The organism is Moraxella canis (assembly GCF_034424565.1).
In the GTDB taxonomy this organism is placed as follows: domain Bacteria; phylum Pseudomonadota; class Gammaproteobacteria; order Pseudomonadales; family Moraxellaceae; genus Moraxella; species Moraxella canis.
The window spans coordinates 1787455-1811542 of the sequence record NZ_CP139961.1; the positions used below are offsets into that span (position 1 = coordinate 1787455).

Sequence of the window (24088 nt, forward strand, 5' to 3'; positions counted from 1 at the left end):
CAAAATTATCACTGTTTTGTCACAGTTACAACTTAAAATGCAACCTAATTTTGTTAACTTAAGGGTTTGTTATGCCTAAATATAAGCTGTTGTCAGCCAGCATCGCTTTTTCATTATTGATGAGCCATCAAGCTTATGCTAGTGATGAAGAATTTGATAAATTGTCTACAAAGATAGCTAGCCAAAGTCAGAATTGGTTTCAGCATCTTGATGCCCAGGTTGTTACACCTTTTCCTCAAAAGGGCACTCTGGAAGCAGAAGTTGATCGTCAAATTTCTTGGGATATGCAAAACAATACAACAGCAGAAAGGCTAGCCCTTGCAGAAGAGGATAAAAATCAAAGCTTTGCTCATGTTAGTCATGAATTTAGAAAATCTGCCTTAAAGGAGTTTGCTCCGCATATAACTGATGAACAGTTTTTAAATATCTTTAAAAATTTAGAATATTTATCAGCTGATGCTATTTATAGCTATGATTCTAATGCGGGTAGAATGAGAGCTTATGATTTTATTTTGAAAGACAAATATCTGCGTGGCCGCCCTTATCAAGTTATGGATAAGGAAGGTAATTATATTGAGGGTTATGAAAATCTCAAAACCTATATTGACAGCCAAGGCAGAGAAAGAAAAAATTCATCTTATCCGAGTGGACATACCTCCAATGGCTTTGGTCAAGCAGTTGTTATGGCGATGGCATTTCCTGAGCGAGGTCAAGAGGTATTCTCTCGCGCATTGCAGTATGGAGAAAGCCGAGTCATTGTGGGTGCGCATTTTCCAACAGATACTATGACTTCTCGACTATCACGCTATTATTATATGGCGCAGTTGTTAAATGACGATGAGATTGCTCAAGGATTAGTTAGGAGCATTAAACAAACCAGACAGCCATTTGAAGAAGGCTGTCAGAATGCACCATTAAAAAACTGTCTAGAGATGCTTCCTCAAGATTTGCATGAGCAATACAAAGCTTCTGATTATCAAATTGGCTATTATGGTGCGCTAAAAAGTGATGAAAAAGCAAGTCGTTTAAAACCAGAGGAAATGCCTGATGCATCTGAGGCTTTATTAAGGTTGCGTTTTAATTATCTAGATGGCGATGCGCGACGTCAAATATTAGCTTCTACCGCTTATCCCAAAAATTCCCATGCTCACATGGGCGATTTAGATAATAAAAATCACACATGGGGCCTAATAAATTTGCCGAAAGCTTATGATGGTATTTCTCATATTTATAAGGATATAGAGACAACGACTCAGGATCAGCATTTGGATTTCGCAGGATTTTCCCTGAAAGACGCCTGGAAAAATGACATCTCAGGTACTGGTAGACTGATTTTAAATCATCCAGGCGAATTAACCTTATCTGGTAATAATACTTTTGCTGGCGCAACCGTTAAGCAAGGCCACCTTAAATTTACGGGCAATAATGCATTGACTGATGATAGTTATATCAATCAAGGAACAATGAGCGTTACAGGTCAATTCCAATCAAAAGTGGTGCTTAACAATGATGCTAAGATGATGATTTTTGGTCAGAGTGATCAACCAACTACTGTTCAAGAGATTGAACTGTCTGCCAAAGACAGCTGGATTTATGTTGCCCCAAAGGGTGTTTATCAAGTCAATGCAAATTCCCAAGAAAATAACACCACCACCGATTCTCAAATCAGCATTCAAACATTGTCTGGTGTAGGTCATGTGATTGTTGAAGACCATTCTAATTTACATATTGATAAGTTGTCTGGTGAGACGAGATTTTCCATCAATCCAAGCGATGCACCTGTCAAGATAAATGAGCTAAAAGGTAGGCATGGTGTTAGCATCCCCAGCCATATATCAAAAGATAAAAATCATCAAAGCTTATTGAAAGTCGATAACAATCAAGGCAGTTTTTATTTGATTGACACAAATAACAATGTTGTTGATGCAGCTGAGCAAGGAGCATATGCTTATCAATTAGTAATGCGACCAAATAACACTTTGCAGCTTAGCCAATTTGCCAATGACAATAGCCCCATTGCATCGTCAATGACTAAGACCGCCTTAAATACCGGCATGGGGAGTTTGTATACATTAAGTAGCCAGATGAATAATTTAGGCTCGATGAATAACAGACAAAGTGTTTGGCTAAATCATCGTTACCAAGAAAATAATATTGAAAGTCGCGATACCCAGTTTGATTTAAAGCTTAATCAAACGACATTGGGAGCAGGTTCTAAAATTGGGCAAACATATCTTGGGGCCTATATTAACAAGAGTGAAGGCGATGTTGATCATGCTTTTGGTGGTAAAAATGATCTTGATGCAACAGGCTTTGGGGTTTATCTTAATCGCTTATTACCAAATCAACGAGAGATCTTTATCCAAGGCGCGTGGCAAAATGTCAGGCAAAAAATACATGCTAAACAAGCCAATCATGATAATTTAACAGCAAGTATAAAGGATAATACCTGGGCGATTGCGTTGGGTGCTCAGCAGCAGATGAAACTCCACAATGTGGATTTCCAACCTTCTTTTGAAATTAGTCATATTCAAACAAATCCAAAATCGTTTAGATATGATCAGATGCCTAATTTGCAAATTAATCCAGAAAAGGCAACTATGACCACGGTAAATATCGGTACAAAAATTTCCAAGGGTTATGGGTTGTTGCAGCCTTATTTAAAAGCTAAAGTGTTCTATCAAGATGCCAAGCAAGATTTGAACATTATTGATATGAATAATGAAGTATCTCAGTGGTCAACCGATTTATCGGGATTTGGTTTCGCAGGTGCTTTGGGCGTGACAAGTCAAATCAACTCTAGGTTCTCTATTTCAGGAGAGGCATCTGCTCAATATCAAGAGGAGGTAAAAACGCCAATTGAAGCAAAGCTGTCGCTCAACTACCAATTCTAAATTATCATAAATTTAATTTATGCCATTAAAATCAAACAGATTTTAATGGCATTTATCTTAACTTATGTTCACCACCAAGGATTATCGCTATCTTCGGCAGGCTCATCATAAATGGGCGCATCTTCGATATAGATATCTCCTGTGTCGGCGATGCCTTGTGAACCATATTCAAGCATCTGCTGATATCTTTGATTTTGATATTGAACTTCGGCGGCACACGCGCTCATCTGATGGGGGCGATACAGATCAATCACCGGCAACCATTTTGCGTCCGCGCAAGCTTGTAGGGTGGGTAAGCCTGAATTGCCATCCATCCACTGCCAAGTCACGCCAGCGGGCAATGGCAGATTGACAGCCGTTAAATTCAGGCGCTTCATATAATCCGTCCAGATCGGCAGGGCACCTGTGCCACCTGTCAGACCAATGGGCTTATTATCATCACGACCCACCCAAACCACGCTGACATAGTTGCCGCTATAACCTGCAAACCAAGCATCACGATTATCATTGGTTGTGCCTGTTTTGCCTGCCAAGCCCAGCTGACCGTTGATGCTGTTAGCAGCTTTAGCGGTGCCTGATTTGATGACTTCTTGTAATCCGCGATTGAGCAGATAGACGGCTTGGGGCGGCGCACGGAATTGATGATTTGGCTGCGAGCGCTGCAAGATACGCCCTTTATCATCCATCACGGTGCGGATGGTGTGAATGGGTGTATAAGCCCCGCCATTGGCAAAAATCTGATACATGCCAAGCATCTGCATGGGCGATAGATCAATCGCCCCCAGCATGACCGAAGGATAGGGAGGAATGTCAGCGGTGATGGACAAATTACCCATTTGCGCCTTAAAGGCATTCATACCAAGCTCAATGCCGACATTCACCGCAGCTTGGTTGTATGAATTTGCTAATGCGGTGAGTAGTGGCACGCTGCCATGTGAGTTGCCGCCGTAATTTTTTGGCGTCCACGAGCGACCGCCGACGGTGTAGGTGACTTGATTGTCGTTCACTGGGGTGGTGAGGTTATATTTGCCTGACTGAAAGGCGGTCAGGTATATGACAGGCTTTAGCAAGGAGCCGACTTGTCTTTTGGCATCGATGGCGCGGTTAAAGCCTGTAAACTCACTGCCAGAACCCACCAACGCCACCAGCTCACCTGTCGCTGGGTGAGCGCTCACCAGGGCACCTTGTAGGTCGCGCGTGTGGGTGCCTTTTTTTCTAAGCTCGCCAAGTTTATTCGCCATTGCGGTATTGGCAGCCTGTTGAGCTAAGGGGTCTAGTGTTGAGATGATGCGCAGACCACGATTTTGCAAGTCTTCTTGGCGATAATGAGTTTTTAGCTCGCGCTGCACTGCATCAAAAAAATCAGGAAATTGCGGTTTGGCAATGGCAGGACTTTTGACCACACCCAGGGGCTGCTCTATGGCTTTTTGATAAGTGGCTTCATCAATTTTGCCAGTGACAAGCATATTATTGAGCACCGTATTTCGGCGATCTAGCGCACGCTCAGGATTTTTGCGCGGATTGTAGTGGCTTGGTCCGCGCGCCAACCCAACCAATAACGCATATTGATCCAGTGACAGCTCACCAAGCGGCTTATCAAAATAAAATTGCGAGGCGATCGCAAAGCCATTGATCGACTGATTGCCATTTTGACCCAGATTGATCTCATTCATGTAAGCCAATAAAATTTCGTCTTTATCGTAATGCAGCTCAAGTAACAGCGCCATCAAAGCTTCATTGGCTTTACGCTTAAATGTGCGCTCAGAATTTAAATAAAAATTCTTAATCAGCTGCTGGGTGATGGTTGAGCCGCCTTGCTGCACTTGACCGCCTGATAAATTGGCAATCAATGCACGCGTAATGCCACGCACCGAGATGCCATAATGCCGATAAAACGCACGATCTTCAGTTGCGATCAGAGCATCAATGAGCGGTTTGGGCATTTGATCGGCGGTGATGAGCAGGCGATCTTCATTATTATCAGGATAGATGCTACCGATTTTGATGGGCTCTAGGCGTAATATGCCATGGGGGTTTGGGACAGTGCTTTTTAGGCTTTTGATGGTGCTGTTTTCAAAGCGAACCTCAATCAGCTGTTTTGGGTCTTTGTCGGTGTCACCATAATTAAAACCGCGCGTATAAATGGTGTAAGTTTGACCATTTTTTTGATAGCGTCCAGTTTGATCGGTGCTGCCGCTACTATATCTGAGCAGCTTTAGCCAAGATTCAAGCTCTGATGCGGATAAATTGGCGCCTTGATGTAGATTTAGGGGGCGTGAATATAATGTGGCAGGAATATCCCATTTGCGCTTTTCAAATTTGCTGACCACCGCTGCATTCAGATACATGGCATACACCACCAACGCTGCGATCATGACAAGTATGATAATCAGCAAAAGACCTGTGGCAACAAAACCTGACTGGCGATGATTAGGGCAAGGCGATGATTTGGACACAACAAAAACCCCAAAACGAAAAGGTTATACTATCGCCTAATTTTTATGATTTTTCAAGGCGAAACGTTGCGCTATTTTAGATAAACTGCTGAAATTTTACAAATATTTATACACAACTGTGTGTGCTTGCTTTGTTTGTTTCTACAGCCGTAATAGTGTTGCCAAAATCTGATGGGCTTCAGTCATCTGAGTCGTTTTGGAATGTGGTATAATGATCAATTGTCTTGTCTTTTATGCCTGAATATGAGCCAATCTGATATTTTGCCTGATTCTCCATCTTCTTCCTCTGCTGACTTTGATGTCATCGAACAAAGCCTCATCCTGCCGCCTGAAGGTAGCTGCTTTCATTGCGGGGAAGTTTTGCCAAAAGAGCCTTTTTTTACGCCAGTATTTGATAAGCCGCGAGCGATGTGCTGCCTTGGCTGTCAGTTGGCAGCACAAAGCATCGTTGAGTCGGGATTGTCGCAGTATTACCTTGACCGCCGCGAGATCAGCCCGACGGCAAGCCTGCCTGAGGCGATGAATTTTGAGGCTTATAACCATGAAGACATCAAAGAGCAGTTTGTGTATGCTGAAAATGGCGGCAGCACCGCAGAGCTTTCCGTCAGTAATCTAAAATGCTCGGCATGTACTTGGCTGATTGAAACGCGTCTCAGATCGCTTCAGGGCGTCAAGGATTGTCAGGTGAATTTAACTCAGCAGCGGATGCGGGTGAATTGGGATGACAGCATTTTGCCAATCGGCGATATCCTAAAAGCGGTGCATTCGGTGGGGTATGATGCCAAGCCTTATCGCCAAGATACTCACGAAGCCATGCTCAAGCGGCAAAATAAACAAATGCTCATACGGCTTGGCGTGGCTGCACTCGGTGCGATGCAGGCGATGATGTTTTCGATTGGCATCTATTTTGGTGCTTATAGCGGGATGTTGGTTGAGCATCGGGATTTTTTGCGTTATGTGTCGCTGTTTGTGAGTATTCCTGTGTTTTTTTATTCAGGCGTGCCGTTTTTTGTATCGGCATATAATGCGCTGCGTGCTCGGCAAATTAACATGGATGTGCCAGTATCGATTGCTCTGATCTTGACATTTTTTGCCAGTTTATACGCGACCATTATTGGTGCTGGAGAGACGTATTTTGATTCGGTCTCCATGTTTATTTTCTTTTTGTTGGCAGGGCGATACATTGAGCAAAACGCGCGCCTAAAAGCGTCAAATATGGCATCAGACTTGGTGGTGATTGAGCCGATACTGGTGACCAAAGTTGATGAAGCGCCTGATTTGGTTCAGGCATCAGTGGATGGACAGCTAAGCTCATCTAAGATCACCACTTGGCTGGCTAAGTCAAGCCAAAGCGATGCTTCGTCGCCTTCTAAAGATCCAAGCGACGATAAAATCTTGGCTCAAAGCGTCAAAGTTGGTGATGTCATCTGGATTGAGCCTGGCTCTCAGATCATCGCCGATGGCATACTGTTGTCAGAGACGGCAACCGTTTCACAAAGTTTATTAACCGGTGAAAGTGATTTGATCGTCAAATCGTGCGGTGAGACATTGGTGGGCGGCTCACAAAACGACAGCCAGCCTTTACTCATGCTGGTTACAAGTGATGTGGATAATAGTCAAATTGCGCTCATTGATCGGCTGATGAATCGCGCCATGAGCGAAAAACCCAAAATCGCCCAGGATGCTGATCGGATGGCGCGTTGGTTTGTGGCACGCGTGTTGGTGCTGTCTTTGTTGGTGTTTGCGGTTTGGTATTTTATTGATAAAACCGAAGCTTTATGGGCGACAGTGGCGGTATTGGTGGCAACTTGTCCCTGTGCGCTGTCGCTTGCCACGCCGATTGCGCTGACGGTGGCGACCAATCGTTTGGCAAGTTTTGGTTTTTTATCGACGCGTGGACATACAGTGCAGACCTTGGCAGATGTTACGCACGTGGCATTTGATAAAACAGGGACGCTGACTGTTGGACAAGCAAATTTGTTGGCGGTAATTTCTGAGCGTCCCAAAACACAGGTGCTGGCACTGGCGGCGGCACTGGAGATCGGCAGCCGCCATCCTGTCGCTAAGGCGCTGCTAACTGCGGCGCATGGACTGCATTTACCAAAAACCGAAGAGATCAGTCATCATATCGCTGGCGGTATCGAGGCGGTCTGTGATGGTGTGCGTTATCGCATTGGGCATGGCAGCTTTGTGACTGATCAAGCAAGTAGCCATCCTGACTTTGATTATGGTCAATTTCAAGAAAATCTGGAAAAATATCAAGCCAATATGTCGGTGCTGTTATCAGCTTGGCAAGATGGTGCTTGGCAACTGGTGGCGCGATTTTATTTTAATGATTCGATCCGTGCAGACGCCCATCAGATGATTGAGCAAATCAAATCAGCGGGCATCACACCGCTCATGCTCACCGGCGATCCCAACCCAAATGCGCTTAAGGTAGCAGGCGAGCTTGGCATTGATGAGGCGCACTATGGCTTGACGCCTGAGGATAAAGTGTCTCATATCAAACGCTTGCAGAACGAAGGTAAGATCGTGCTTATGGTGGGCGATGGGATCAATGATGCGCCCGTTTTGGCAGCTGCCAATGTCTCGACCGCCATCGCAGGGGCGGCAGATTTGGCGCAAGTCTCAAGTGATAGCGTGCTGCTTGGTGGTCGGCTATTAGCTATCCCTAGAGCCATGCAGGTCTCCACCAAAACCCAAGCCATTATTCGCCAAAACTTAAGATGGGCGCTGATTTATAATACGTCGGTGCTCTTGCCAGCGGCGCTTGGCTATGTACCGCCTTGGCTTGCGGCGATTGGGATGTCATTATCAAGCCTTGCAGTGGTCCTAAATGCCATGCGCATCAAAACCGCTTAATACTAACGCCTGAATATAGCCCCCAACTCAACCTGCGCCTTGATGAGCGCAGGTTTTATGTTTTGGCTGTTTGGTGCATCCAAGATGCCTTGGCATAAGTTTGCCCCCAGTCGTGCATCGCTTCGATGACTGGCAGTAGTGTGCGCCCAAAGTCAGTCAATGAGTACTCCACCTTGGGTGGTACTTGATTGTAGACTTCGCGGTGTACGATGCCATCACGCTCAAGCTCTCTGAGCTGCAAAGTCAGCATCCGTTGGGTAACAGCCCCAAGCCTGCGCTGAAGCTCATTAAATCGGCGCGTCTCTTGGCTAAGATGATATAAAATCAGCACTTTCCATTTGCCGCCGATGATGTCTAGGGTGGTCACCACAGGGCAGCAAGTCTCATAATTCGTTTCTTTTATCATAATTTAATTATTTATTAAATAATTTATAGTATAAAAAATGTGCGTACTTGTAAAATACTATGTACACCTTATAATACACTTATATCAATAAAATGCCTAGTAAAATCTGATCAAAGGCAGTAATTAGGAGAAAATGATGCGTATTGTAGAACTGGATCGTATCAATGAATTGGCGCGTATCGCAAAAACCACTGGCTTAACCCAAGATGAGTTGACCGAACGCGATGAGCTAAGACAGCGTTATTTGGCACAAATCCGCGGTCAAGTGCTAAACTCACTGAGCACAGTGACCCTACTGGATGAAGCAGGCAATGACGTAACCCCAACCAAGCTTCGCGATGCCCAAAAACACAGCGTATTGGTCAATTAATCCGCAAGCCCCATCGCCACACCAATTTAGGAGAAGATGATGACCCAATTTATGCCTGCTCATAAACACAGCTTGCTTGACAGCGAACTTTTGTACTTACATGAGCTGATGCCGCCTGAGACATGGGATCAATTGCCAAGTCATCATCCTGCTTCAAGTTGGCTTGGTGGGCATTTTAGTCTCAGACGTGGTCAAAAAGAGCTTAATTATATCAATACTGAATTTTTGGAAGGGCGTATGCAGTGGGATCGCTACAAGCAGCGGCTACTGCGTGAAACCAGTACCCAATACCAAAATCTGACAGGACACCACGAACGAGAAGATTTGCACATCTTCCCAAGAATGCGCAAAAATCATCCCAAGCTTGCGCGCGGATTTGCCATTTTGGATAATGATCATCACACGATCGATGCGCAGATACATGATATCCGTGCTTTGATCGCTAAGCTTCGTCAAGCTGAAGCGGCGGATATGGTGTTGGCTGAAAAACTTGCCAAAGCGATGGCTGACAGCGGTCAATGGCTGTATCGACATCTGTCCGACGAAGAAGATTTGGTTGTGCCGATCATGGGTTTAGGTTATTAACTTTTTAATTCATGACAGCCGATAAAAAACCCGCTAATCACTAGCGGGTTTTTTGATGCGATGATTAGTCACCTTGTAAATAACCAATCAAACGCAGAAATTCGATGTACATCCAAACCAATGTCGATAAAATACCGATGCTGTACACCCACTCATATTCACGCGCGACGCCAAACGCCGTACCTTTTTCGACATTATCAAAATCAATCAATAAGCTAAACGACGCAATAAAAATCACAAAAATACTAAACCCAATGGCAATCATACCGCCGTCAAATAAAAGCGGCAGGCTTGAGCCAAATAAACGAAAGCCTAATTGCACCAAATACAAAATACCGATCGCAATCATCGCTGACATGATGATAGAGCGGAATTTTTCGGTGACTTTGATTGCACCTGTCACATAAAGGGTTAGCATGACGGCAGCGGTGATGAATGTCGCCGACAGTGCTGATAACGGTACCGTAGGATAGTAGCGATACATGATCAGGCTAAATGCACCAAGCAGCACCCCTTCAATCAGTGCGTATGGTATGGCAAGAGATTTGGCAAGGTGTGGCTTCATGGCGCTTGCCAATCCCAAACCCATGCCAGCAAATAGTGAAACCAATGCCATGCCATATAATAGCGATGACGATAAATTGATGGATAGCGCATAGAAAAATACGCCAAATCCTGAAACAGCTGCCAAGCTCAGCAAGAATGCCGTCTTAGCCACAACACCGCGCACACTCATGGCGACGGCGCCAGTCATGAGCGTCGTGCGGCTGACGATTGGATTAGCCATAGTCATTCCTTAAAAATTAATAAAATATAAACCTAGCACCGATTATCTTAAAACCAAGTAAATTTGTCAAGTTAATCACACACTACTTTGTGTATAAAAAATTAATCGCAAAGCTTGGCTCGTTTGTTGTGCTTATAGGCGTTTTTTTGGTATGATACGCATTATTTGTGATCAAACTAAGCCATGTCAAATTTTATCAACAATCACCCAAAACGCCCACCATTTCAGCGCATCGGCGTCATGGGGCGTGCAGGTAAAGCCAGTATTGTAGAGACCTTGAATGAGCTCATCAATCTGCTACAGAGTCGCCAGCTATCGATCATCATCGATACAGAGACGGCGGCGATTGATGGTATGTTGATTGACTTTGATCAAATTGACGGGGTGACTCTTAAGATTGTGCCGCGCCAAAAAATGGGCGAGCACTGCGATTTGGTCATCGTTGTGGGTGGTGATGGCTCAATGCTTCAGGCTGCATCTGTGATGGCAGGTACAGATGTGCCAGTTTTGGGGATTAATCGTGGTAGATTGGGATTTTTGGCAGATGTCAATCCTGATGAGCTGACCGAAAAAGTCATCCAAGTGCTTGATGGGCAGTATTGGCTTGTTGAACGCTTTTTAATTAAGTTTAAAATTGTTCAAAATGACATTAATGGCAATCCTACCGATCAGATCATTCATGAAGATGTGGCGCTCAATGACATTGTGCTACATGCAGGCAAGTCGGTACATACCATCGATTTTAAACTAAAAATTAATAATAATGAAGTGTATCGCCAGCATGCCGATGGTCTGATCGTGGCGACACCGACTGGTTCGACTGCCTATGCATTATCGGCAGGGGGACCTATCATTCACCCAACTTTGGACGCGATTTGTCTGGTGCCGATGCATCCACACACGCTGTCTAGCCGTCCGCTTGTTGTTGCTGGTAGCAGCCAAATTATGATTAATATTCATAAAGACAACCGCACGCAGCCGATGGTTGGCGCTGATGGTAAGGCGTCGGCGCCGCTGGATAATGGTCAAACGCTCATGATTGCTAAGCACGATAAGACGCTTTTATTATTACATCCAAACAGTTATAGTTTTTATGAAGCCTGCCGTACAAAACTGCATTGGAATTTATATAGTGAAGAGTTTTCACTTGATAAATAATTGGAAAAATCACTGATGAATAAACAAGATATTCTTAATAGTCTTACGCCTGAAATTGTTGATAAATTTCGTACCGCCATTGAGATTGGTCGTTGGGAGAATGGTGAGAAGCTCACCGATGCGCAGCGCCAAACCTGTATGCAGGCAGTCATGGTTTGGGAGCATGAATATTTGCCTGTCACTGAGCGCACAGGCTATATTCATAGACCCATAAAAGAAGATGGCTCTGTGGTGGGTGAAGAATGTGATGTTGAGCATGATCATCACTACCCCAATGCCGAGCAGGTTGTAAAATTTAAGCAATAAATTTGCTAATAAAGGGCTGGGTTGATAAAGCCTGAACTAAAAACTGCCTGTGTCGTCATACAGGCAGTTTTTATGGGTAGGATTTTGGTAGGCTTTTGTTGACGGAGGGTTATTTGCTTAAAACACTCCAATAGTCCAAACCCAAATCACCATGTAGCTCAGTCAAATCTAGTAACACCAATGATCCAAGGGTGGTTAAGCCCGCCGCTTTGCATAGTTTGTCAGCAGCCACCAAAGTACCGCCAGTGGCAAGCACGTCATCTACCAGTAAGACATTAGCAGGATCAAGATCGCAGCTGATTTCAAGCGTATCACTGCCATATTCCAAACCATAGCTTTCGCGGTGGACAGGGGGAGGAAGCTTGCCTGCCTTTCTGATGAGAATCAAGCCTTTATCGAGGCGGGTGGCCAAAAGGCTTGCAAGCACAAATCCGCGAGACTCAATCGCAACAAATGCCTCAGTAGCCGCCAGTATTTCGCTTGGCAGCGCATGAATTAATGCATCAATCAGCTGATTTAGGTGTTGATTTAGCAGGGGGCTGATGTCATAAAATTCAGTACCTGCCTTTGGAAAATCTGGAACAGTGCGAACATGCGCCCAAAGATCTTGGCTCATAAATTTCCTTTCATATTGATATCAATCGGTTATAGAAGCACGCGCCACAAAACAAATCCCAGCGCCAACACAAAAAACAGCGGCGCCACATACAAGTGAATGGTCAGTGCTGACCACCACGCCATACCAAGCATGATTACAAAACCTGCCAAAGCAATCCAATCATGGCGACGCTCATTTAGCCCATCTGCTCGGATTGACTGCAGCTCACGTAATATGGCATCTTGATGCGCGCCTGAGGTCGCTAGACTTTGAAGGCTTTGGTGTAGCATCTTAGGCAAATCTGTTGACGATAATAAAATCTCAGGCAGATGGGCTTGAATGTCCTGCATATTTTTGACAGGATCGAGCTGGGATTTGACCCAGCTGGTCAAGATCGGTTTGGCAAGTGACCAAATATCCAAATCAGGATATAGCTCACGTCCCAGCCCCTCAACATGGACTAAGGTCTTTAGTAGCAGCATAAGCTGCGGCGGGATGCTCATGCGATGACGACGCGCGATGGATAAAATCTCAAACAGCACGCCTGCAAAGTCAATTTCATCAATCGGCTTTAGCACCATCGGTGAGACTGTGCGGCTCATATCGCGGATTAGGGCGTGTTTATCTGCTGATGGTGGGATCCAGCCTGCCTGTGAGATGATATCAACGAGTGCTGTGTAATTACCATTCATCACCGATAATAGCATGCGCGCGACGATGAGCTGATCTTCCTTGGATAGCTCACCCATGATGGCGCAGTCCAGACCGATGTAGCGCGGCGCGGCGACAGCGCTTCCATCAGGCATGGTCTCAACAAAGATATTGCCTGGGTGCATGTCTGCATGAAAAAAGTTATCGCGAAATACTTGAGTGAAAAAAATCGTCAAGCCTTTTTCGGCGAGCACGGCGCGGTCATAGCCAAGCGCATCAAATAAGTCAGTCTGTGAGATCGGCACACCAAAGACGCGCTCAGATACCATCACTTGCTTGGCGGCTGCGTACACCTCGGGCACATAGATCAGCCGAGAGCCAGTAAAATTATCACGCATCTTGGTGCTGTTGGCGGCTTCAAGCGTCAAGTCTAGCTCATTGAGCATAATTTGGCGATAATCCTCGACCACGTCGATCAGATGAACAGCGCGTGCTGCCTCAAGGCGGGCAGATGCCCATGCTGCCATTTGACGCAGCAGCTCAAAATCTGAAATGATGCCTTCTTTGATGTTGGGACGCACAACCTTGACGACCACTTCGCGCCCATCATGTAATGCGGCGGTGTGCACCTGTGCAACACTGGCTGCCGCCAAAGGAATCTCATCAAAACGTGCAAACAGCTCACCAATCGGACGACCTAATCCATGCTTGGCATCTTCAATGGCAGCAATGGCTGTCTTGGCATCGAATGGGGCGACCTTATCTTGGAGTAAGGACAGCTGCGCGATGATCTGCGGCGGTAAGAGATCCGAGCGGGTGGATAACAGCTGACCAAGCTTTAAAAACAGCGTCCCCATTTCTTCAAGAGCAAGCTTGACACCCAAAGGCTGATGCGAGCGACCGAAGCTGGCAGGATGCGCGCGAAGCAGACGAGCGATGGGAGCAAATTCTGGCACATCAGCAAAATGCGTATCCAGACGATGTTTGGCTGCGATGCGGTATAACGACAACAGGCGTTTGCGGTGAGTGATGAGCATATCAGTGGTCGATTAAGGGTTTTTTGAGTGATTTTGCTTAAGGGCGTTTTGAATTTCTTCTAATTTGGCTTGATTGCGCTCAATCTCACTTTGAAGACGTAACAGCTCTTGTTTTTTGTGGTGAATGTCTTGATCGATCAAATCATGATTGGCGGCGCCTGCGATTAGGTGCTCCAACGAGTTTTTGACCATCTGCACCGCAGGCGAAAACAGGGGCGTAATTTCTTTACCTAAGAGATATAAATGACTGGTAGCGTCAGGTCCGATCAGTCCTTCAATCTGCATCCAAAAATCAGGATGAAATTGCTCAAACATTGTTTTGGCGTGCATCAACACGTGATGATCACCGCGTAGAGGGATATTTCCCATCGGATGCTTGATCAGTGAGATCAGATGGCTTGGATTATCCACACTCAAAGTGCAATCAGGCAAAGCAGGTGCGCTGCCTTGCGGCTCAAAAATCTGCTCTAAAACAGGCTCAAAACGCACCCGCTCATCACCAAACAGCACATCAATCGATAAGCTTGGCGACCGCATGATCACGCGTAAGGTCTTGCCTGATAAGTTTTTGAGATCAGATTTCACCGATGGATCTGAGCTGATGGCTGTATTAATCAGTTTTTCGCCCATCGCAAGCGACAGCACACCAATCATATTCATGAACGCGCCTTAAATCCACGATGGACAGCGACAATTCCGCCCGTTAAGTTATGATAATCACAATTGACAAAGCCAGCATTTTCCATCATCTGCTTGAGGGTTTTTTGGTCAGGATGCATGCGAATCGACTCAGCAAGATATTGATAGCTTTCGGCATCATTGGCGACAATTTTACCCATGATCGGCAGAGCGGTGAATGAATACAAATCGTAAGCCTTGGACAGTGGCTCAAATACAGGCTTTGAAAACTCAAGCACAAGCAAACGACCACCTGGCTTTAGGACGCGGTGCATGGCAGCCAGTGCCTTATCTTTATCCGTAACATTACGCAGACCAAAGCTGATCGTTACCAAATCAAATGAGTTATCTTCAAAAGGCTCAAGCGTCTCAGCATTGGCTAGTACAAAATCCACATTATTACAGCCTGCATTGATCAAGCGAGTACGCCCCACTTCAAGCATCGCTTCATTAATATCAGAGAGCACCACGCGCCCAGAGCGTCCCACTTCGCGGCTAAATACCTTCGCCAAATCGCCTGTACCCCCTGCGATATCAAGAACGCTTTGACCACTTCTGACGCCTGTCAAGCTGATGGCATAGCGCTTCCATAAGCGATGAATGCCAAAGCTCATCAAGTCATTCATCACATCATATTTGCGTGCAACGGAAGTAAAAACTTCAGCAACCTTAGCTTGTTTTTCTGATTTGCGCACTGTTTGGTAGCCAAAATGTGTGGTCTCGTCATCGACTGGCGTTTCGCCTTGGGGGCGTTGTAGCTCACTTTGACCTTGTGGGGTGCCAGTGGGTAGGATATTTGGGTTGGTGAATTGGTCGTTTTGGCTATTGGTTGTCATGCTGATCCGCTCAAATAATTTTCAAAAATATGTCAATGCAATGGTTAATAATACACCATTTTTAGGGATTTTTGGGTAAATTTTACCAAATTTTTACCCAATTTATCCGCTCAATGTCTTAATTATATGAATAATTAATCAATAAAACCTAATCAAAAATCGGCATTTGGGCGTGAATTTTTTCGATAATTTGGGTTTCGGTTTCGATGAATGGCGTACTAAAATGTTCAATTTTATCAATGGCTTGAATGGCGCTTAAGCCATCATGAATAAAGTCATACAGCGCTTGGTAGCCGTTATTATAGGCGGTGGATTTGGCAAGCTTAAAGGCTTTATACAAAAAATAAGAATTAAAGCTTTGATAGCAGGTGTGGCACACTTGCCCAACTTCAGCAATTTGGGCAACTCTGGCATCTTGGGCATCGACTTTTCGATACAGTGCGCCCATCAGCTCATCATCCAAAGGCTGCCCATCAAAGTGCTCAAGATAAGCCTTGGCAAGCTCAAGGTCTAGCTCTATGGCAGTGATGGCAGCCGACACGCTGACCAAGCCTGCTGACAGCGCATTTTTTGGTACAAGTTTTTCTAATTTGCCTGAGCCGTTTAGGGCATTGTTACCTGCGGTTAATAGCTGCTCGGCGATGGTGTCAAATGTCGCATGATTATAGATGCGGTCGATCAAATAATGGGCAAGCGGTGCGGTTTTTGGATGATCAAACAAAGGTGCATTGGCGCGATGAATGCGATCGCGCTGCCATGCTTGAATGGCATCTAAGGCAGCCGATAGCTTGGTGTCTGTATGGTGCGGCAGGCGATAATAATGATGGATTTGATTGACCAGTGTTTGAATGTGTGTCATAGCGTGGGCTTGATAGTGAGTGTGAAGAGTGTGTTGGTATTTTAGCAGTTTTTGGGTGAGTTTGGGAATTTTGCAGCCAAAAGCTGAAGATTCTTTGATGGTTAATCACAGCAAACAAGGATAGCTTGACCAAAACTTGCTCGATTATGAAATTACTGTGAAATTTGTAAATTTGCTTGAATTTATCCAGTGATGGCTTTATAGTGATAGTGGACGATGATTTTATGACTTGTCCTATTATACTGACATTTATAATCCACAAAAGAAGGAAAATCGCAATGGCATTTACTCTACCAGAGCTAGGCTACAGCTACGACGCATTAGAGCCACATTTTGATAAAGAAACTATGGAAATTCACCATTCACGCCACCATCAAACCTATGTTAATAATTCTAATGATTTGCTAGAAGGCACTGAGTGGGCAGATAAGTCAGCCGAAGAAGTGATCGCAAATCTTGACCAAATTCCTGAAGAAAAAAGAACAGGCGTAAGAAACAATGTGGGTGGTCACGCTAACCACAGCCTATTTTGGACAATCCTAAAAACTGGCACTGAGCTTGGCGGTTCGCTAAAAGATGCGATCATGCAAGACTTTGGTTCTGTTGAAGAATTTCAGCGTCAATTTGAAAAAGCAGCGGCAAGCCGTTTTGGTTCTGGTTGGGCATGGCTAGTATTGGACGAAGGTTCACTAAAAGTCGTGTCTACTGCTAACCAAGACAGCCCATTGATGGGTGAAGCAGTCGCAGGCTGCAAAGGCTTCCCAATCATTGGCTTGGATGTGTGGGAACATGCCTACTACCTAAAATATCAAAACAAACGCCCAGACTACATCAAAGCGTTCTGGGAAGTGGTAAACTGGGATGAAGCTCAAAAGCGCTTTGATTCAGCCAAATAATAAAAAATCGGCAGTTATGATGATATAAACTGCTCAAACAAAATAAGCCATAACGGTCAGTTATGGCTTATTTCTTTTTATTATATAATTGATAAGTTTATCCGTTTGCTACCCCATAATTGATTATTCATGCAATTTTTTGATACTGCGCCTGATTTGGATGCTTTGATTTGTCAAGGCAAGTTTATGGATACGCAGTTTGACGCTCATCGTCACGAGGACGGCAAAGGCATTGTCATCGCTGTCCCTTATGGCAGGTTGTACTATGCGCCGCATTATTTTGATGAGCAGGCAGCGGATGCGTATTTGGATTATTTTTTGGCAAGTCATCGGGATGGTCAGCCGATTAATCACCGCGCGCACGACTGGCGCGATACCGATCTGGACACCGTGCAGTTTACCAACATTCATTGGCGCCAAGACACCATCAAGATGTACGGCAAAACACACAAGCTGCCACGCATCTCGGCATGGTATGGCGATAATGACTGTCCCTATACTTACTCTGGGATCACCCTAAATCCAAATCCATGGACAGAGCGACTGCTCATGCTCAATGATGAATTGGCTAAGATATGCAAAAGACGATTTAATAGCGTATTGCTCAACTGGTACCGTTCCGGTGAGGATCATATCAGCTGGCATCAAGATGACGAAAAAGAACTGGGTGATAATCCCTTGATTGCTTCGGTGAACTTTGGTGAATCTCGGCGGTTTTTACTGCGCTTATGTGACGATCATGCCGTCAAGCTTGAGCTGCCACTGCACCATGGTAGTATTTTGGTGATGGCAGGTGGGCTGCAGCACCACTGGCAGCACAGCGTTCCTAAGCAAAAAAAGGTCCTAAGCAGTCGGATAAACCTGACTTTTAGAAATATTAAAAATCCATCTGATTAAGCAGTTTTTAATTATGTATTAAACAATTACAGTGTAAAAATTGCTATATGGATATGTTTTAGCCATAACACTTTTGTTATCATAATTTTAAAATTTAATAATTAATGGGTGTATCCAAGAATGCGAGCGGACAGTGGTTGTCATGATAAGCTCATCATGCTTATATTTGACGATGCATGACCTGTTAATAGACATCTTGAGCGACGATGGAAGGAGAATGAAATCGATTTATTTGACAGCGTATCTTGGTATCTTTGATGCTGCTATTTCAATGGTTGCACACGCTAATAGTGGTAAACTCCAGGGCTATTCTGTGGATATCTACAAACCAGCAGAAATTGAAGGCAAGGATAATGTTAAAGAAGATTTGAATAGGGATTTTTGTAATCACAAAGCGGCATCTACTTATAAAAAGTTTGGCACCAAAGATATCAATTTTGCGAATAAGTATGTCTTAGCCAAGATGTATAACACCAGTTTTGTTGCAAACAATTCAGTTAAAAAACAAGTTTTTTAATGCCTTATGCGATTCAAAATTCGCTAAATGATAATCAGGCAGGCAAGATAGTCTTTAATAAAAATAGTAATCGCGTCTACACTCAGGGTGATGATACCAGTTTGTCGCCATATGGCTGGATGTATGTTGGCGGAGACTCTGCCCATCCAGATTATAAGCTGTCTATTGATTTTTATCCGTCAGAAGGGTTTAGCGATCAATTTATACCTGTGCATATCAAAACTGGTAAAGTTGCAAGTCGTCTTTAATAAAATCGCCTTTAATACAATCCTCACCACGCCTTATCAAAGCTCACAGCCTTGCCAAAACCTGCTATAATCAACCCCCTTTACATCTTGATAGGCAACGGTGGGGCGGTAGATATGTTTGAGCTGACTTTTTTGGGCACATCAAGCGGTGTACCTACCAAATCACGCAATGTCTCAGGGCTTGCGATATCTTTACTAGGTGAGCAGCTCAGAGCTGGCAAATCAACGCCTTGGATACTCATGGACTGTGGTGAGGGCACGCAGCATCGCTTGCTATATACGCATCATAAGCCGTCGATGCTTAGGGCGATTTTTATCACGCATGCACATGGCGACCATTGCTATGGCTTGCTTGGCTTATTGTCAAGTCTTGCGATGCATGGACGAAAACAGTCGCTTAAGCTGATTGCGCCAGCGTCGGTGCTGGCGTTTGTGCGGGCAGGGCAGGCACTGACTCAGATGAATCTTAGCTACGCTCTTGAGATGATTGAGATTGAGGCGGTGTTATCGCAGGGCGTGCGACTAGAGATGGGCGAGCAGTGGCGTGCGGATGTGGCGATTTATCCGATGAGTCACCGCATTGACTGCTATGGATTTGCCATCACCCAACAGCTTGATAAATTACAGCTCAATACCGAGCGACTCACCCAAGATGGCATTGACCGCTCATATTGGCGACGCATTCTAAAAAGCGGCGAGCCCAAAATCTGCATCCAAAACCAAACCATTTACCCATCTGATTATCTTCATCGATCGACCATCACCCAAAAAATCGTCATCGCAGGCGATAATGACGCACCCACACGCCTGACAGATGCGGTCAAAGACGCAAGCTTATTAATTCATGAGGCGACCTATACGCAGGCGGTGATGGATAAGATTTTAGCCAAAGGGGTTTTTGATCCGCAGCATAGCAGTGCACAGGCGGTAGGCAGCTTTGCAGATGAGATGCAAGTGCCAAATTTGATTTTGACGCATTTTAGCGCCAGATTTTTAAATTTTGATGATCCTGACAGCCCTAAGCCAAATATGGGACATATCCGCGCCGAAACTGAATCAGTGTATGGCGGCAGACTCATCTTGGCTGAGGATCTGATGACGGTATCCATTACCAAAGAAGGCATCATGAGTGTACATGGCGCACCTGATGGCTTGAAGATGTAGGCTTATCAGTGGGATAGATCAATCGGCTAAGGGCTTTGGGCGAGGCGAGTTTGACCAATCCAATGCTGAGCAAACTGATACGCGATACGACCAGAGCGACCGCCGCGCGTGCCTGCCCACTGAAGCGCTTGGCTTTGCGCCTGTGCATCGAAGGGCAGATTGGCTTTTTTAAGTTCGTGCTCGACGATTTGTAAATATAAAGGCTGATTCATCGGCTGAAATGACAGCCACAGCCCAAAACGATCGGACAAAGATACCGTCTCATCAATGGCTTCATAGGGATTGACTTCATCGGTTTGCCCATTATAGATATCCACATTATCTTTCATCATCTGTGGCAAGAGATGGCGGCGATTACTGGTCGCATAGACGAGCAGCTGACTGTGCTCACTGTCAAGTGCACCATCTAAGATTGATTTTAGGGTGCGATAATTTTCATCTTGAGTATTGAATGCCAAGTCATCACAATAAATAATATAACGATTCTGATTACCGTGATCTGCAGAGGCTTTGATGGCTTTGCGGATTTTATCTAGATGCAGCAAATCATCTCTGGCAACTTCGATGACGCGTAGCCCTTGAGGGTGATATGCCTTAAGTAGGGCACGCACCAGCGATGATTTGCCGGCACCGCGAGTGCCTGTCATCAGCACATGATTCGCTGGCAGGCGAGCAAGAAACTGCTCAGTATTATTGATGAGTTTATTTTTTTGGGTATCGATACCAAGCAAATCCTCCAAGCCACCTCCAAAACTGACCTCAATCGGCTCAAGCTTGCCAAGCATACCGCCCACCCAGCGATAAGCCAGGATAGATGGATCGATGCTGATGGGCTGATGGGTGCGTTCGGTCAGATATTGAGTGAGTAGCTGGATAAGATGATCAGGCAACTGCATAGGGATTTCCGTCAGATTAGATGTCACGAGTGGCAAATGTGTCGCATTGATTGACATCGCCTGTCTCAAAGCCTTTATAGAACCATTGTTTGCGCTGAGCGCTGGTTCCGTGGGTAAAGCTGTCAGGGACGGCATGACCTCGAGCTTTATGCTGAAGATAATCATCACCAATTTTCTCGGCAGCATCTAAAGCTTCTTCGATGTCACCTTTTTGTAAAAACTGTGTGCGCTCATGATTATGACGCGCCCACAAGCCTGCAAAGCAGTCGGCTTGTAGCTCTTGGCGCACTGATAAATTATTGGCAGCGGCAGGGCTTGCTTGTGCTTGAGCTTGGCGTACTTGCTGAGAGATACCCAGCAAGGTCTGCACATGATGACCGACTTCGTGCGCAATCACATATGCTTGAGCAAAGTCGCCGGCTTGGTCTTGGCGTGATAGCTCGGTTTGGTTGCGTTCGCCTGTGATGCCCATTTGAGTGCGCATATCACGGAAAAATTGTGTGTCTAAATAAACTTTTTGGTCAGCAGGGCAATAAAATGGACCGCTCGCTGACGTGGCTGATCCACAGGCGGATTGGACAGCACCACTGAACAAAACCAAGCTTGGCGGCTGATAGCGATGTCCTGCCTGAGCAAATATCGGCGTCCATACATCTTCAGTATCAGCCAAAATCGTGGCAACAAATTCTCTGGATTCTGCCATATCTGCGGTTTCGTTAGCGGGCGCTGATGCTTGAGTTTGTCCTTGAATCTGCTGAGTGACGCCCAGCGTGGTCTCTGGACTGATACCAAACACTTGCCATAAGATGACGGCGATGATTAAGCCAAAAATACTCACGCCACCGACTTTTTTGGCGCCGCCGCGCCTGTCTTCGATATTGCTGCTTTGTCTGCGTCCACGCCACTGCATAAGTTATCCTAAATAATAAACCATAACATTGACCCTAATACACCCGCTAAGCCATCCTAAGAACTGCCAGCGCGCATCACCCATAGGTCAGATGCCCATATAATATCACTATCTGGCAGGATCATCAATTTATCGCCCAATAATTTATGAATGTACTTGCGACTTGTCATGATGCTTGGATAATGAATATGTGGATTAGATTGCAATTTATCCGTGATCGTCGTATGATAATTTGACTTATTTGATGAATGTTGGAAATTAACGATGTCAAAATTAGCTTCAGTGATTGTTGAACACAATCCATCTGATCAGCCCATCACGCATTCGGTGATCTGGCTGCATGGCTTAGGCGCAAGTGGTCATGACTTTGAGCCGATTGTCCCTGAGCTTGGACTGGCCAAAGATGCGGCGGTACGATTTATTTTTCCGCATGCCCCGCAGATTCCCGTGACGATTAATGGGGGCTATGTCATGCCAGCATGGTATGATATTTTGGAGATGAGCCTAAATCGTAAAGTTGATGTGGCGCAGATCGCCGCTTCTAGTGAGCTGATCAATGAGATCATTGATGGCGAGATTGCCAAAGGTATTGATAGCCAAAATATCATCATCGCAGGCTTTTCACAAGGTGGCGCTGTGGCGTATCATACCGTCTTGACTAATACACGAAAGCTTGGCGGACTGCTTGCGCTATCAACTTACTTTGCGACTGCTGAGCAGATCAAGTCTGTTACAGTCAATGATGATATTGCGGTTAAAATTGACCATGGGGATTTTGATGATGTTGTACCTGCCGCCTTGGGCGTGCAAGCTGCAGAGTCCCTAAAAAAGCTTGGACTAAACCCTGTTTATCGTACCTATCCCATGGCGCATCAAGTGTGCTTAGCACAAATCAAAAGTATTGGTGATTGGCTTAATGACTTGATCGCATAATATAAGCTCAATCACGGTAAGACATTAATAAACCACCCCAAATGCCAGCACTTGGGGTGGTTTATTTTTAGGAATCAATCACATAGATGAGCGTTGATTGGCTTCATAAATGGCGGCTTGTAGCCAAATATTGGCTTGGATATAATCATGAACCAAAATGGCATCGGTCTGATCCGTGGTTGGTGTTGCGATACGCACCACAAATGGATCAGCGTCCGGCTCACGCAAAATCACCACATCAAACAGCGTGATGTCTTTGCCAAAGAACTCGGTTTTTGATTTGCCTAAGACTTGACCTTGGCACCACGCTTCATCTTCTTGACCAAAAGTTTCGCCATACAAATACGCACACATATGCCCCAAATTAATCTCAACGGGCGCAAAGGGCTTGCCTGCTTCGTGGTCTTCAGGCTGCCATGTGCGGATTTGCTCGTCGATATCATCAGGAATTTGACCATCATTTTTTGCCACAATGTCATTAAAGGCGCGATGATGGCGGATGGCTTCTTGATCTTCAACGACGATGGTTTCTTCTTGGTTGCTTGGCTCGATGTGATACGCCCAAGCACTAAAATTGACAAAGTATTTTTTTGGTGTGCGATAATCGGTGCGATTGACTGCGTATAGCTGATCAAAAGCATAAATTGTCGCGCCATCAGGCGTTTTTAGGCACAAAATCGCATCGGAAGTCGAATCACAGCGAATGATGCGCTCAATTTGACAAGTCAAGCCATAAGGGCTATTTACAGCAGGAAACGCATTAATAAAAGCCTTGGGCGCGCCATCTTTGATGGTTAAAATCTGCTTGATGTGGCAAGTGTCATTCATACCTAATAATAGCTTGGCATTATCCGTACTATTTTGGGCGGACAGACCCTTGGGTAAGGTCGCCTGATCTAGCATGGCATGTAGCCAATTAGGCACATCTTGGGCGATATTATCTGTCAAAATCGCCCAATGATCGCCATGACTGGCATTTTCATCATGGGGCAAATCGACTTTAATGGGTGCGCTTTCGTGCGTATAATTATAACGAATGGTCTGACTGCTCATAATCATTACTCATAGATAACTGCCATCTACATGGGGATGCACCAAAAAATATCAAGCATTTGACCCAATATCCTTGATGAATTTGTGTGAT

Annotated in this window: 22 protein-coding genes and 1 pseudogene; 12 read left to right on the plus strand and 11 right to left on the minus strand. The window is 45.1% G+C overall.

Annotation, left to right across the window (positions count from 1 at the left end; translation table 11 throughout):
- The first annotated feature begins 71 nt into the window (after positions 1-71).
- On the plus strand, positions 72-2894 hold the full coding sequence (locus U0021_RS08155) for a phosphatase PAP2 family protein (protein ID WP_114800140.1): 2823 nt from the start codon (positions 72-74) through the stop codon (positions 2892-2894).
- Between the two features lie 68 nt (positions 2895-2962).
- Here U0021_RS08155 and mrcB read toward each other — a convergent pair.
- Positions 2963-5378, minus strand: a pseudogene (gene mrcB / locus U0021_RS08160) (penicillin-binding protein 1B).
- A gap of 215 nt (positions 5379-5593) precedes the next feature.
- Between mrcB and U0021_RS08165 the strand changes: the two are divergent.
- Entirely contained in the window at positions 5594-8212 is a 2619-nt protein-coding gene (locus U0021_RS08165) for a heavy metal translocating P-type ATPase (protein WP_114800142.1), read from the plus strand.
- A gap of 55 nt (positions 8213-8267) precedes the next feature.
- On the opposite strand, the gene U0021_RS08170 is transcribed toward U0021_RS08165, so the two are convergent.
- Positions 8268-8618, minus strand: a complete 351-nt coding sequence (locus tag U0021_RS08170; RefSeq protein WP_114800143.1) for a winged helix-turn-helix transcriptional regulator — start codon at positions 8616-8618, stop codon at positions 8268-8270.
- Between the two features lie 136 nt (positions 8619-8754).
- Between U0021_RS08170 and U0021_RS08175 the strand changes: the two genes are divergently transcribed.
- Positions 8755-8988 carry a DUF896 domain-containing protein gene (locus tag U0021_RS08175; RefSeq protein ID WP_114800144.1) on the plus strand — a complete coding sequence of 78 codons (234 nt, stop codon included), beginning with the start codon at positions 8755-8757 and terminating at the stop codon, positions 8986-8988.
- A 39-nt stretch (positions 8989-9027) separates the two neighbouring features.
- Positions 9028-9573, plus strand: a complete 546-nt coding sequence (locus U0021_RS08180) for a hemerythrin domain-containing protein (protein ID WP_162816797.1) — start codon at positions 9028-9030, stop codon at positions 9571-9573.
- Between the two features lie 64 nt (positions 9574-9637).
- Here U0021_RS08180 and U0021_RS08185 read toward each other — a convergent pair whose 3' ends face one another.
- The gene (locus U0021_RS08185; RefSeq protein ID WP_114800146.1) at positions 9638-10360 is read right to left on the minus strand and encodes a Bax inhibitor-1/YccA family protein; all 723 of its coding nucleotides are present in this window, start codon (positions 10358-10360) and stop codon (positions 9638-9640) included.
- A gap of 183 nt (positions 10361-10543) precedes the next feature.
- On the opposite strand from U0021_RS08185, the gene U0021_RS08190 reads away from it, so the two are divergent.
- Both U0021_RS08190 and U0021_RS08195 read left to right on the plus strand, forming a co-directional pair.
- On the plus strand, positions 10544-11518 hold the full coding sequence (locus tag U0021_RS08190) for an NAD(+) kinase (RefSeq protein ID WP_049236224.1): 975 nt from the start codon (positions 10544-10546) through the stop codon (positions 11516-11518).
- A 15-nt stretch (positions 11519-11533) separates the two neighbouring features.
- Complete coding sequence (locus U0021_RS08195) at positions 11534-11824, plus strand: YeaC family protein (protein ID WP_049236223.1); 291 nt, start codon at positions 11534-11536, stop codon at positions 11822-11824.
- A 109-nt stretch (positions 11825-11933) separates the two neighbouring features.
- On the opposite strand, the gene U0021_RS08200 is transcribed toward U0021_RS08195, so the two are convergent.
- The 5 genes from U0021_RS08200 to U0021_RS08220 all read right to left on the minus strand — a co-directional run bounded on the left by U0021_RS08200 (position 11934) and on the right by U0021_RS08220 (position 16483).
- Positions 11934-12440: an adenine phosphoribosyltransferase gene (locus U0021_RS08200; RefSeq protein WP_114800147.1), complete on the minus strand. Its 507-nt coding sequence runs from the start codon at positions 12438-12440 to the stop codon at positions 11934-11936.
- Between the two features lie 29 nt (positions 12441-12469).
- Positions 12470-14110, minus strand: a complete 1641-nt coding sequence (locus tag U0021_RS08205) for an ABC1 kinase family protein (RefSeq protein ID WP_114800148.1) — start codon at positions 14108-14110, stop codon at positions 12470-12472.
- A 12-nt stretch (positions 14111-14122) separates the two neighbouring features.
- Positions 14123-14770: a hypothetical protein gene (locus U0021_RS08210; protein WP_227538679.1), complete on the minus strand. Its 648-nt coding sequence runs from the start codon at positions 14768-14770 to the stop codon at positions 14123-14125.
- Positions 14767-15624 carry a bifunctional demethylmenaquinone methyltransferase/2-methoxy-6-polyprenyl-1,4-benzoquinol methylase UbiE gene (gene ubiE / locus U0021_RS08215; RefSeq protein ID WP_049236218.1) on the minus strand — a complete coding sequence of 286 codons (858 nt, stop codon included), beginning with the start codon at positions 15622-15624 and terminating at the stop codon, positions 14767-14769. Before ubiE ends, U0021_RS08210 begins: the two co-directional genes overlap by 4 nt.
- A gap of 148 nt (positions 15625-15772) precedes the next feature.
- Positions 15773-16483, minus strand: coding sequence for an FFLEELY motif protein (locus U0021_RS08220; protein ID WP_114800149.1), 711 nt, complete (start codon positions 16481-16483; stop codon positions 15773-15775).
- Between the two features lie 278 nt (positions 16484-16761).
- On the opposite strand from U0021_RS08220, the gene U0021_RS08225 reads away from it, so the two are divergent.
- The 5 genes from U0021_RS08225 to U0021_RS08245 all read left to right on the plus strand — a co-directional run bounded on the left by U0021_RS08225 (position 16762) and on the right by U0021_RS08245 (position 20205).
- Positions 16762-17379: a Fe-Mn family superoxide dismutase gene (locus tag U0021_RS08225; protein ID WP_078255138.1), complete on the plus strand. Its 618-nt coding sequence runs from the start codon at positions 16762-16764 to the stop codon at positions 17377-17379.
- 129 nt (positions 17380-17508) lie between these two features.
- Positions 17509-18276 (plus strand): alpha-ketoglutarate-dependent dioxygenase AlkB family protein, encoded by a 768-nt coding sequence (locus U0021_RS08230; protein WP_114800150.1) that lies wholly within the window; start codon positions 17509-17511, stop codon positions 18274-18276.
- Positions 18277-18493: 217 nt separating this feature from the next.
- The gene (locus tag U0021_RS08235; protein WP_114800151.1) at positions 18494-18793 is read left to right on the plus strand and encodes a hypothetical protein; all 300 of its coding nucleotides are present in this window, start codon (positions 18494-18496) and stop codon (positions 18791-18793) included.
- A complete protein-coding gene (locus U0021_RS08240; RefSeq protein WP_114800152.1) occupies positions 18793-19041 on the plus strand; it encodes a hypothetical protein in 249 nt (82 codons plus the stop codon). Before U0021_RS08235 ends, U0021_RS08240 begins: the two co-directional genes overlap by 1 nt.
- Before the next feature lie 114 nt (positions 19042-19155).
- Complete coding sequence (locus U0021_RS08245; protein WP_114800153.1) at positions 19156-20205, plus strand: ribonuclease Z; 1050 nt, start codon at positions 19156-19158, stop codon at positions 20203-20205.
- A gap of 26 nt (positions 20206-20231) precedes the next feature.
- On the opposite strand, the gene U0021_RS08250 is transcribed toward U0021_RS08245, so the two are convergent.
- Complete coding sequence (locus tag U0021_RS08250) at positions 20232-21101, minus strand: ATP-binding protein (protein WP_114800154.1); 870 nt, start codon at positions 21099-21101, stop codon at positions 20232-20234.
- A gap of 16 nt (positions 21102-21117) precedes the next feature.
- Positions 21118-22011, minus strand: coding sequence for a KPN_02809 family neutral zinc metallopeptidase (gene ypfJ, locus U0021_RS08255; RefSeq protein ID WP_114800155.1), 894 nt, complete (start codon positions 22009-22011; stop codon positions 21118-21120).
- 264 nt (positions 22012-22275) lie between these two features.
- Here ypfJ and U0021_RS08260 point away from each other — a divergent pair, with 264 nt between their 5' ends.
- Positions 22276-22944, plus strand: coding sequence for an alpha/beta hydrolase (locus tag U0021_RS08260; RefSeq protein ID WP_114800156.1), 669 nt, complete (start codon positions 22276-22278; stop codon positions 22942-22944).
- A gap of 78 nt (positions 22945-23022) precedes the next feature.
- Here U0021_RS08260 and U0021_RS08265 read toward each other — a convergent pair whose 3' ends face one another.
- Positions 23023-23997 (minus strand): hypothetical protein, encoded by a 975-nt coding sequence (locus U0021_RS08265; protein ID WP_114800157.1) that lies wholly within the window; start codon positions 23995-23997, stop codon positions 23023-23025.
- Positions 23998-24088 lie beyond the last annotated feature (91 nt).

Bases quoted from the DNA above. Each gene is read 5' to 3' on its own strand.
- U0021_RS08155 (WP_114800140.1), top strand. From the start codon at position 72: ATGCCTAAATATAAGCTGTTGTCAGCCAGCATCGCTTTTTCATTATTG.
- U0021_RS08165 (WP_114800142.1), top strand. From the start codon at position 5,594: ATGAGCCAATCTGATATTTTGCCTGATTCTCCATCTTCTTCCTCTGCT.
- U0021_RS08170 (WP_114800143.1), bottom strand. From the start codon at position 8,618: ATGATAAAAGAAACGAATTATGAGACTTGCTGCCCTGTGGTGACCACC.
- U0021_RS08175 (WP_114800144.1), top strand. From the start codon at position 8,755: ATGCGTATTGTAGAACTGGATCGTATCAATGAATTGGCGCGTATCGCA.
- U0021_RS08180 (WP_162816797.1), top strand. From the start codon at position 9,028: ATGACCCAATTTATGCCTGCTCATAAACACAGCTTGCTTGACAGCGAA.
- U0021_RS08185 (WP_114800146.1), bottom strand. From the start codon at position 10,360: ATGGCTAATCCAATCGTCAGCCGCACGACGCTCATGACTGGCGCCGTC.
- U0021_RS08190 (WP_049236224.1), top strand. From the start codon at position 10,544: ATGTCAAATTTTATCAACAATCACCCAAAACGCCCACCATTTCAGCGC.
- U0021_RS08195 (WP_049236223.1), top strand. From the start codon at position 11,534: ATGAATAAACAAGATATTCTTAATAGTCTTACGCCTGAAATTGTTGAT.
- U0021_RS08200 (WP_114800147.1), bottom strand. From the start codon at position 12,440: ATGAGCCAAGATCTTTGGGCGCATGTTCGCACTGTTCCAGATTTTCCA.
- U0021_RS08205 (WP_114800148.1), bottom strand. From the start codon at position 14,110: ATGCTCATCACTCACCGCAAACGCCTGTTGTCGTTATACCGCATCGCA.
- U0021_RS08210 (WP_227538679.1), bottom strand. From the start codon at position 14,770: ATGAATATGATTGGTGTGCTGTCGCTTGCGATGGGCGAAAAACTGATT.
- ubiE (WP_049236218.1), bottom strand. From the start codon at position 15,624: ATGACAACCAATAGCCAAAACGACCAATTCACCAACCCAAATATCCTA.
- U0021_RS08220 (WP_114800149.1), bottom strand. From the start codon at position 16,483: ATGACACACATTCAAACACTGGTCAATCAAATCCATCATTATTATCGC.
- U0021_RS08225 (WP_078255138.1), top strand. From the start codon at position 16,762: ATGGCATTTACTCTACCAGAGCTAGGCTACAGCTACGACGCATTAGAG.
- U0021_RS08230 (WP_114800150.1), top strand. From the start codon at position 17,509: ATGCAATTTTTTGATACTGCGCCTGATTTGGATGCTTTGATTTGTCAA.
- U0021_RS08235 (WP_114800151.1), top strand. From the start codon at position 18,494: ATGAAATCGATTTATTTGACAGCGTATCTTGGTATCTTTGATGCTGCT.
- U0021_RS08240 (WP_114800152.1), top strand. From the start codon at position 18,793: ATGCCTTATGCGATTCAAAATTCGCTAAATGATAATCAGGCAGGCAAG.
- U0021_RS08245 (WP_114800153.1), top strand. From the start codon at position 19,156: ATGTTTGAGCTGACTTTTTTGGGCACATCAAGCGGTGTACCTACCAAA.
- U0021_RS08250 (WP_114800154.1), bottom strand. From the start codon at position 21,101: ATGCAGTTGCCTGATCATCTTATCCAGCTACTCACTCAATATCTGACC.
- ypfJ (WP_114800155.1), bottom strand. From the start codon at position 22,011: ATGCAGTGGCGTGGACGCAGACAAAGCAGCAATATCGAAGACAGGCGC.
- U0021_RS08260 (WP_114800156.1), top strand. From the start codon at position 22,276: ATGTCAAAATTAGCTTCAGTGATTGTTGAACACAATCCATCTGATCAG.
- U0021_RS08265 (WP_114800157.1), bottom strand. From the start codon at position 23,997: ATGAGCAGTCAGACCATTCGTTATAATTATACGCACGAAAGCGCACCC.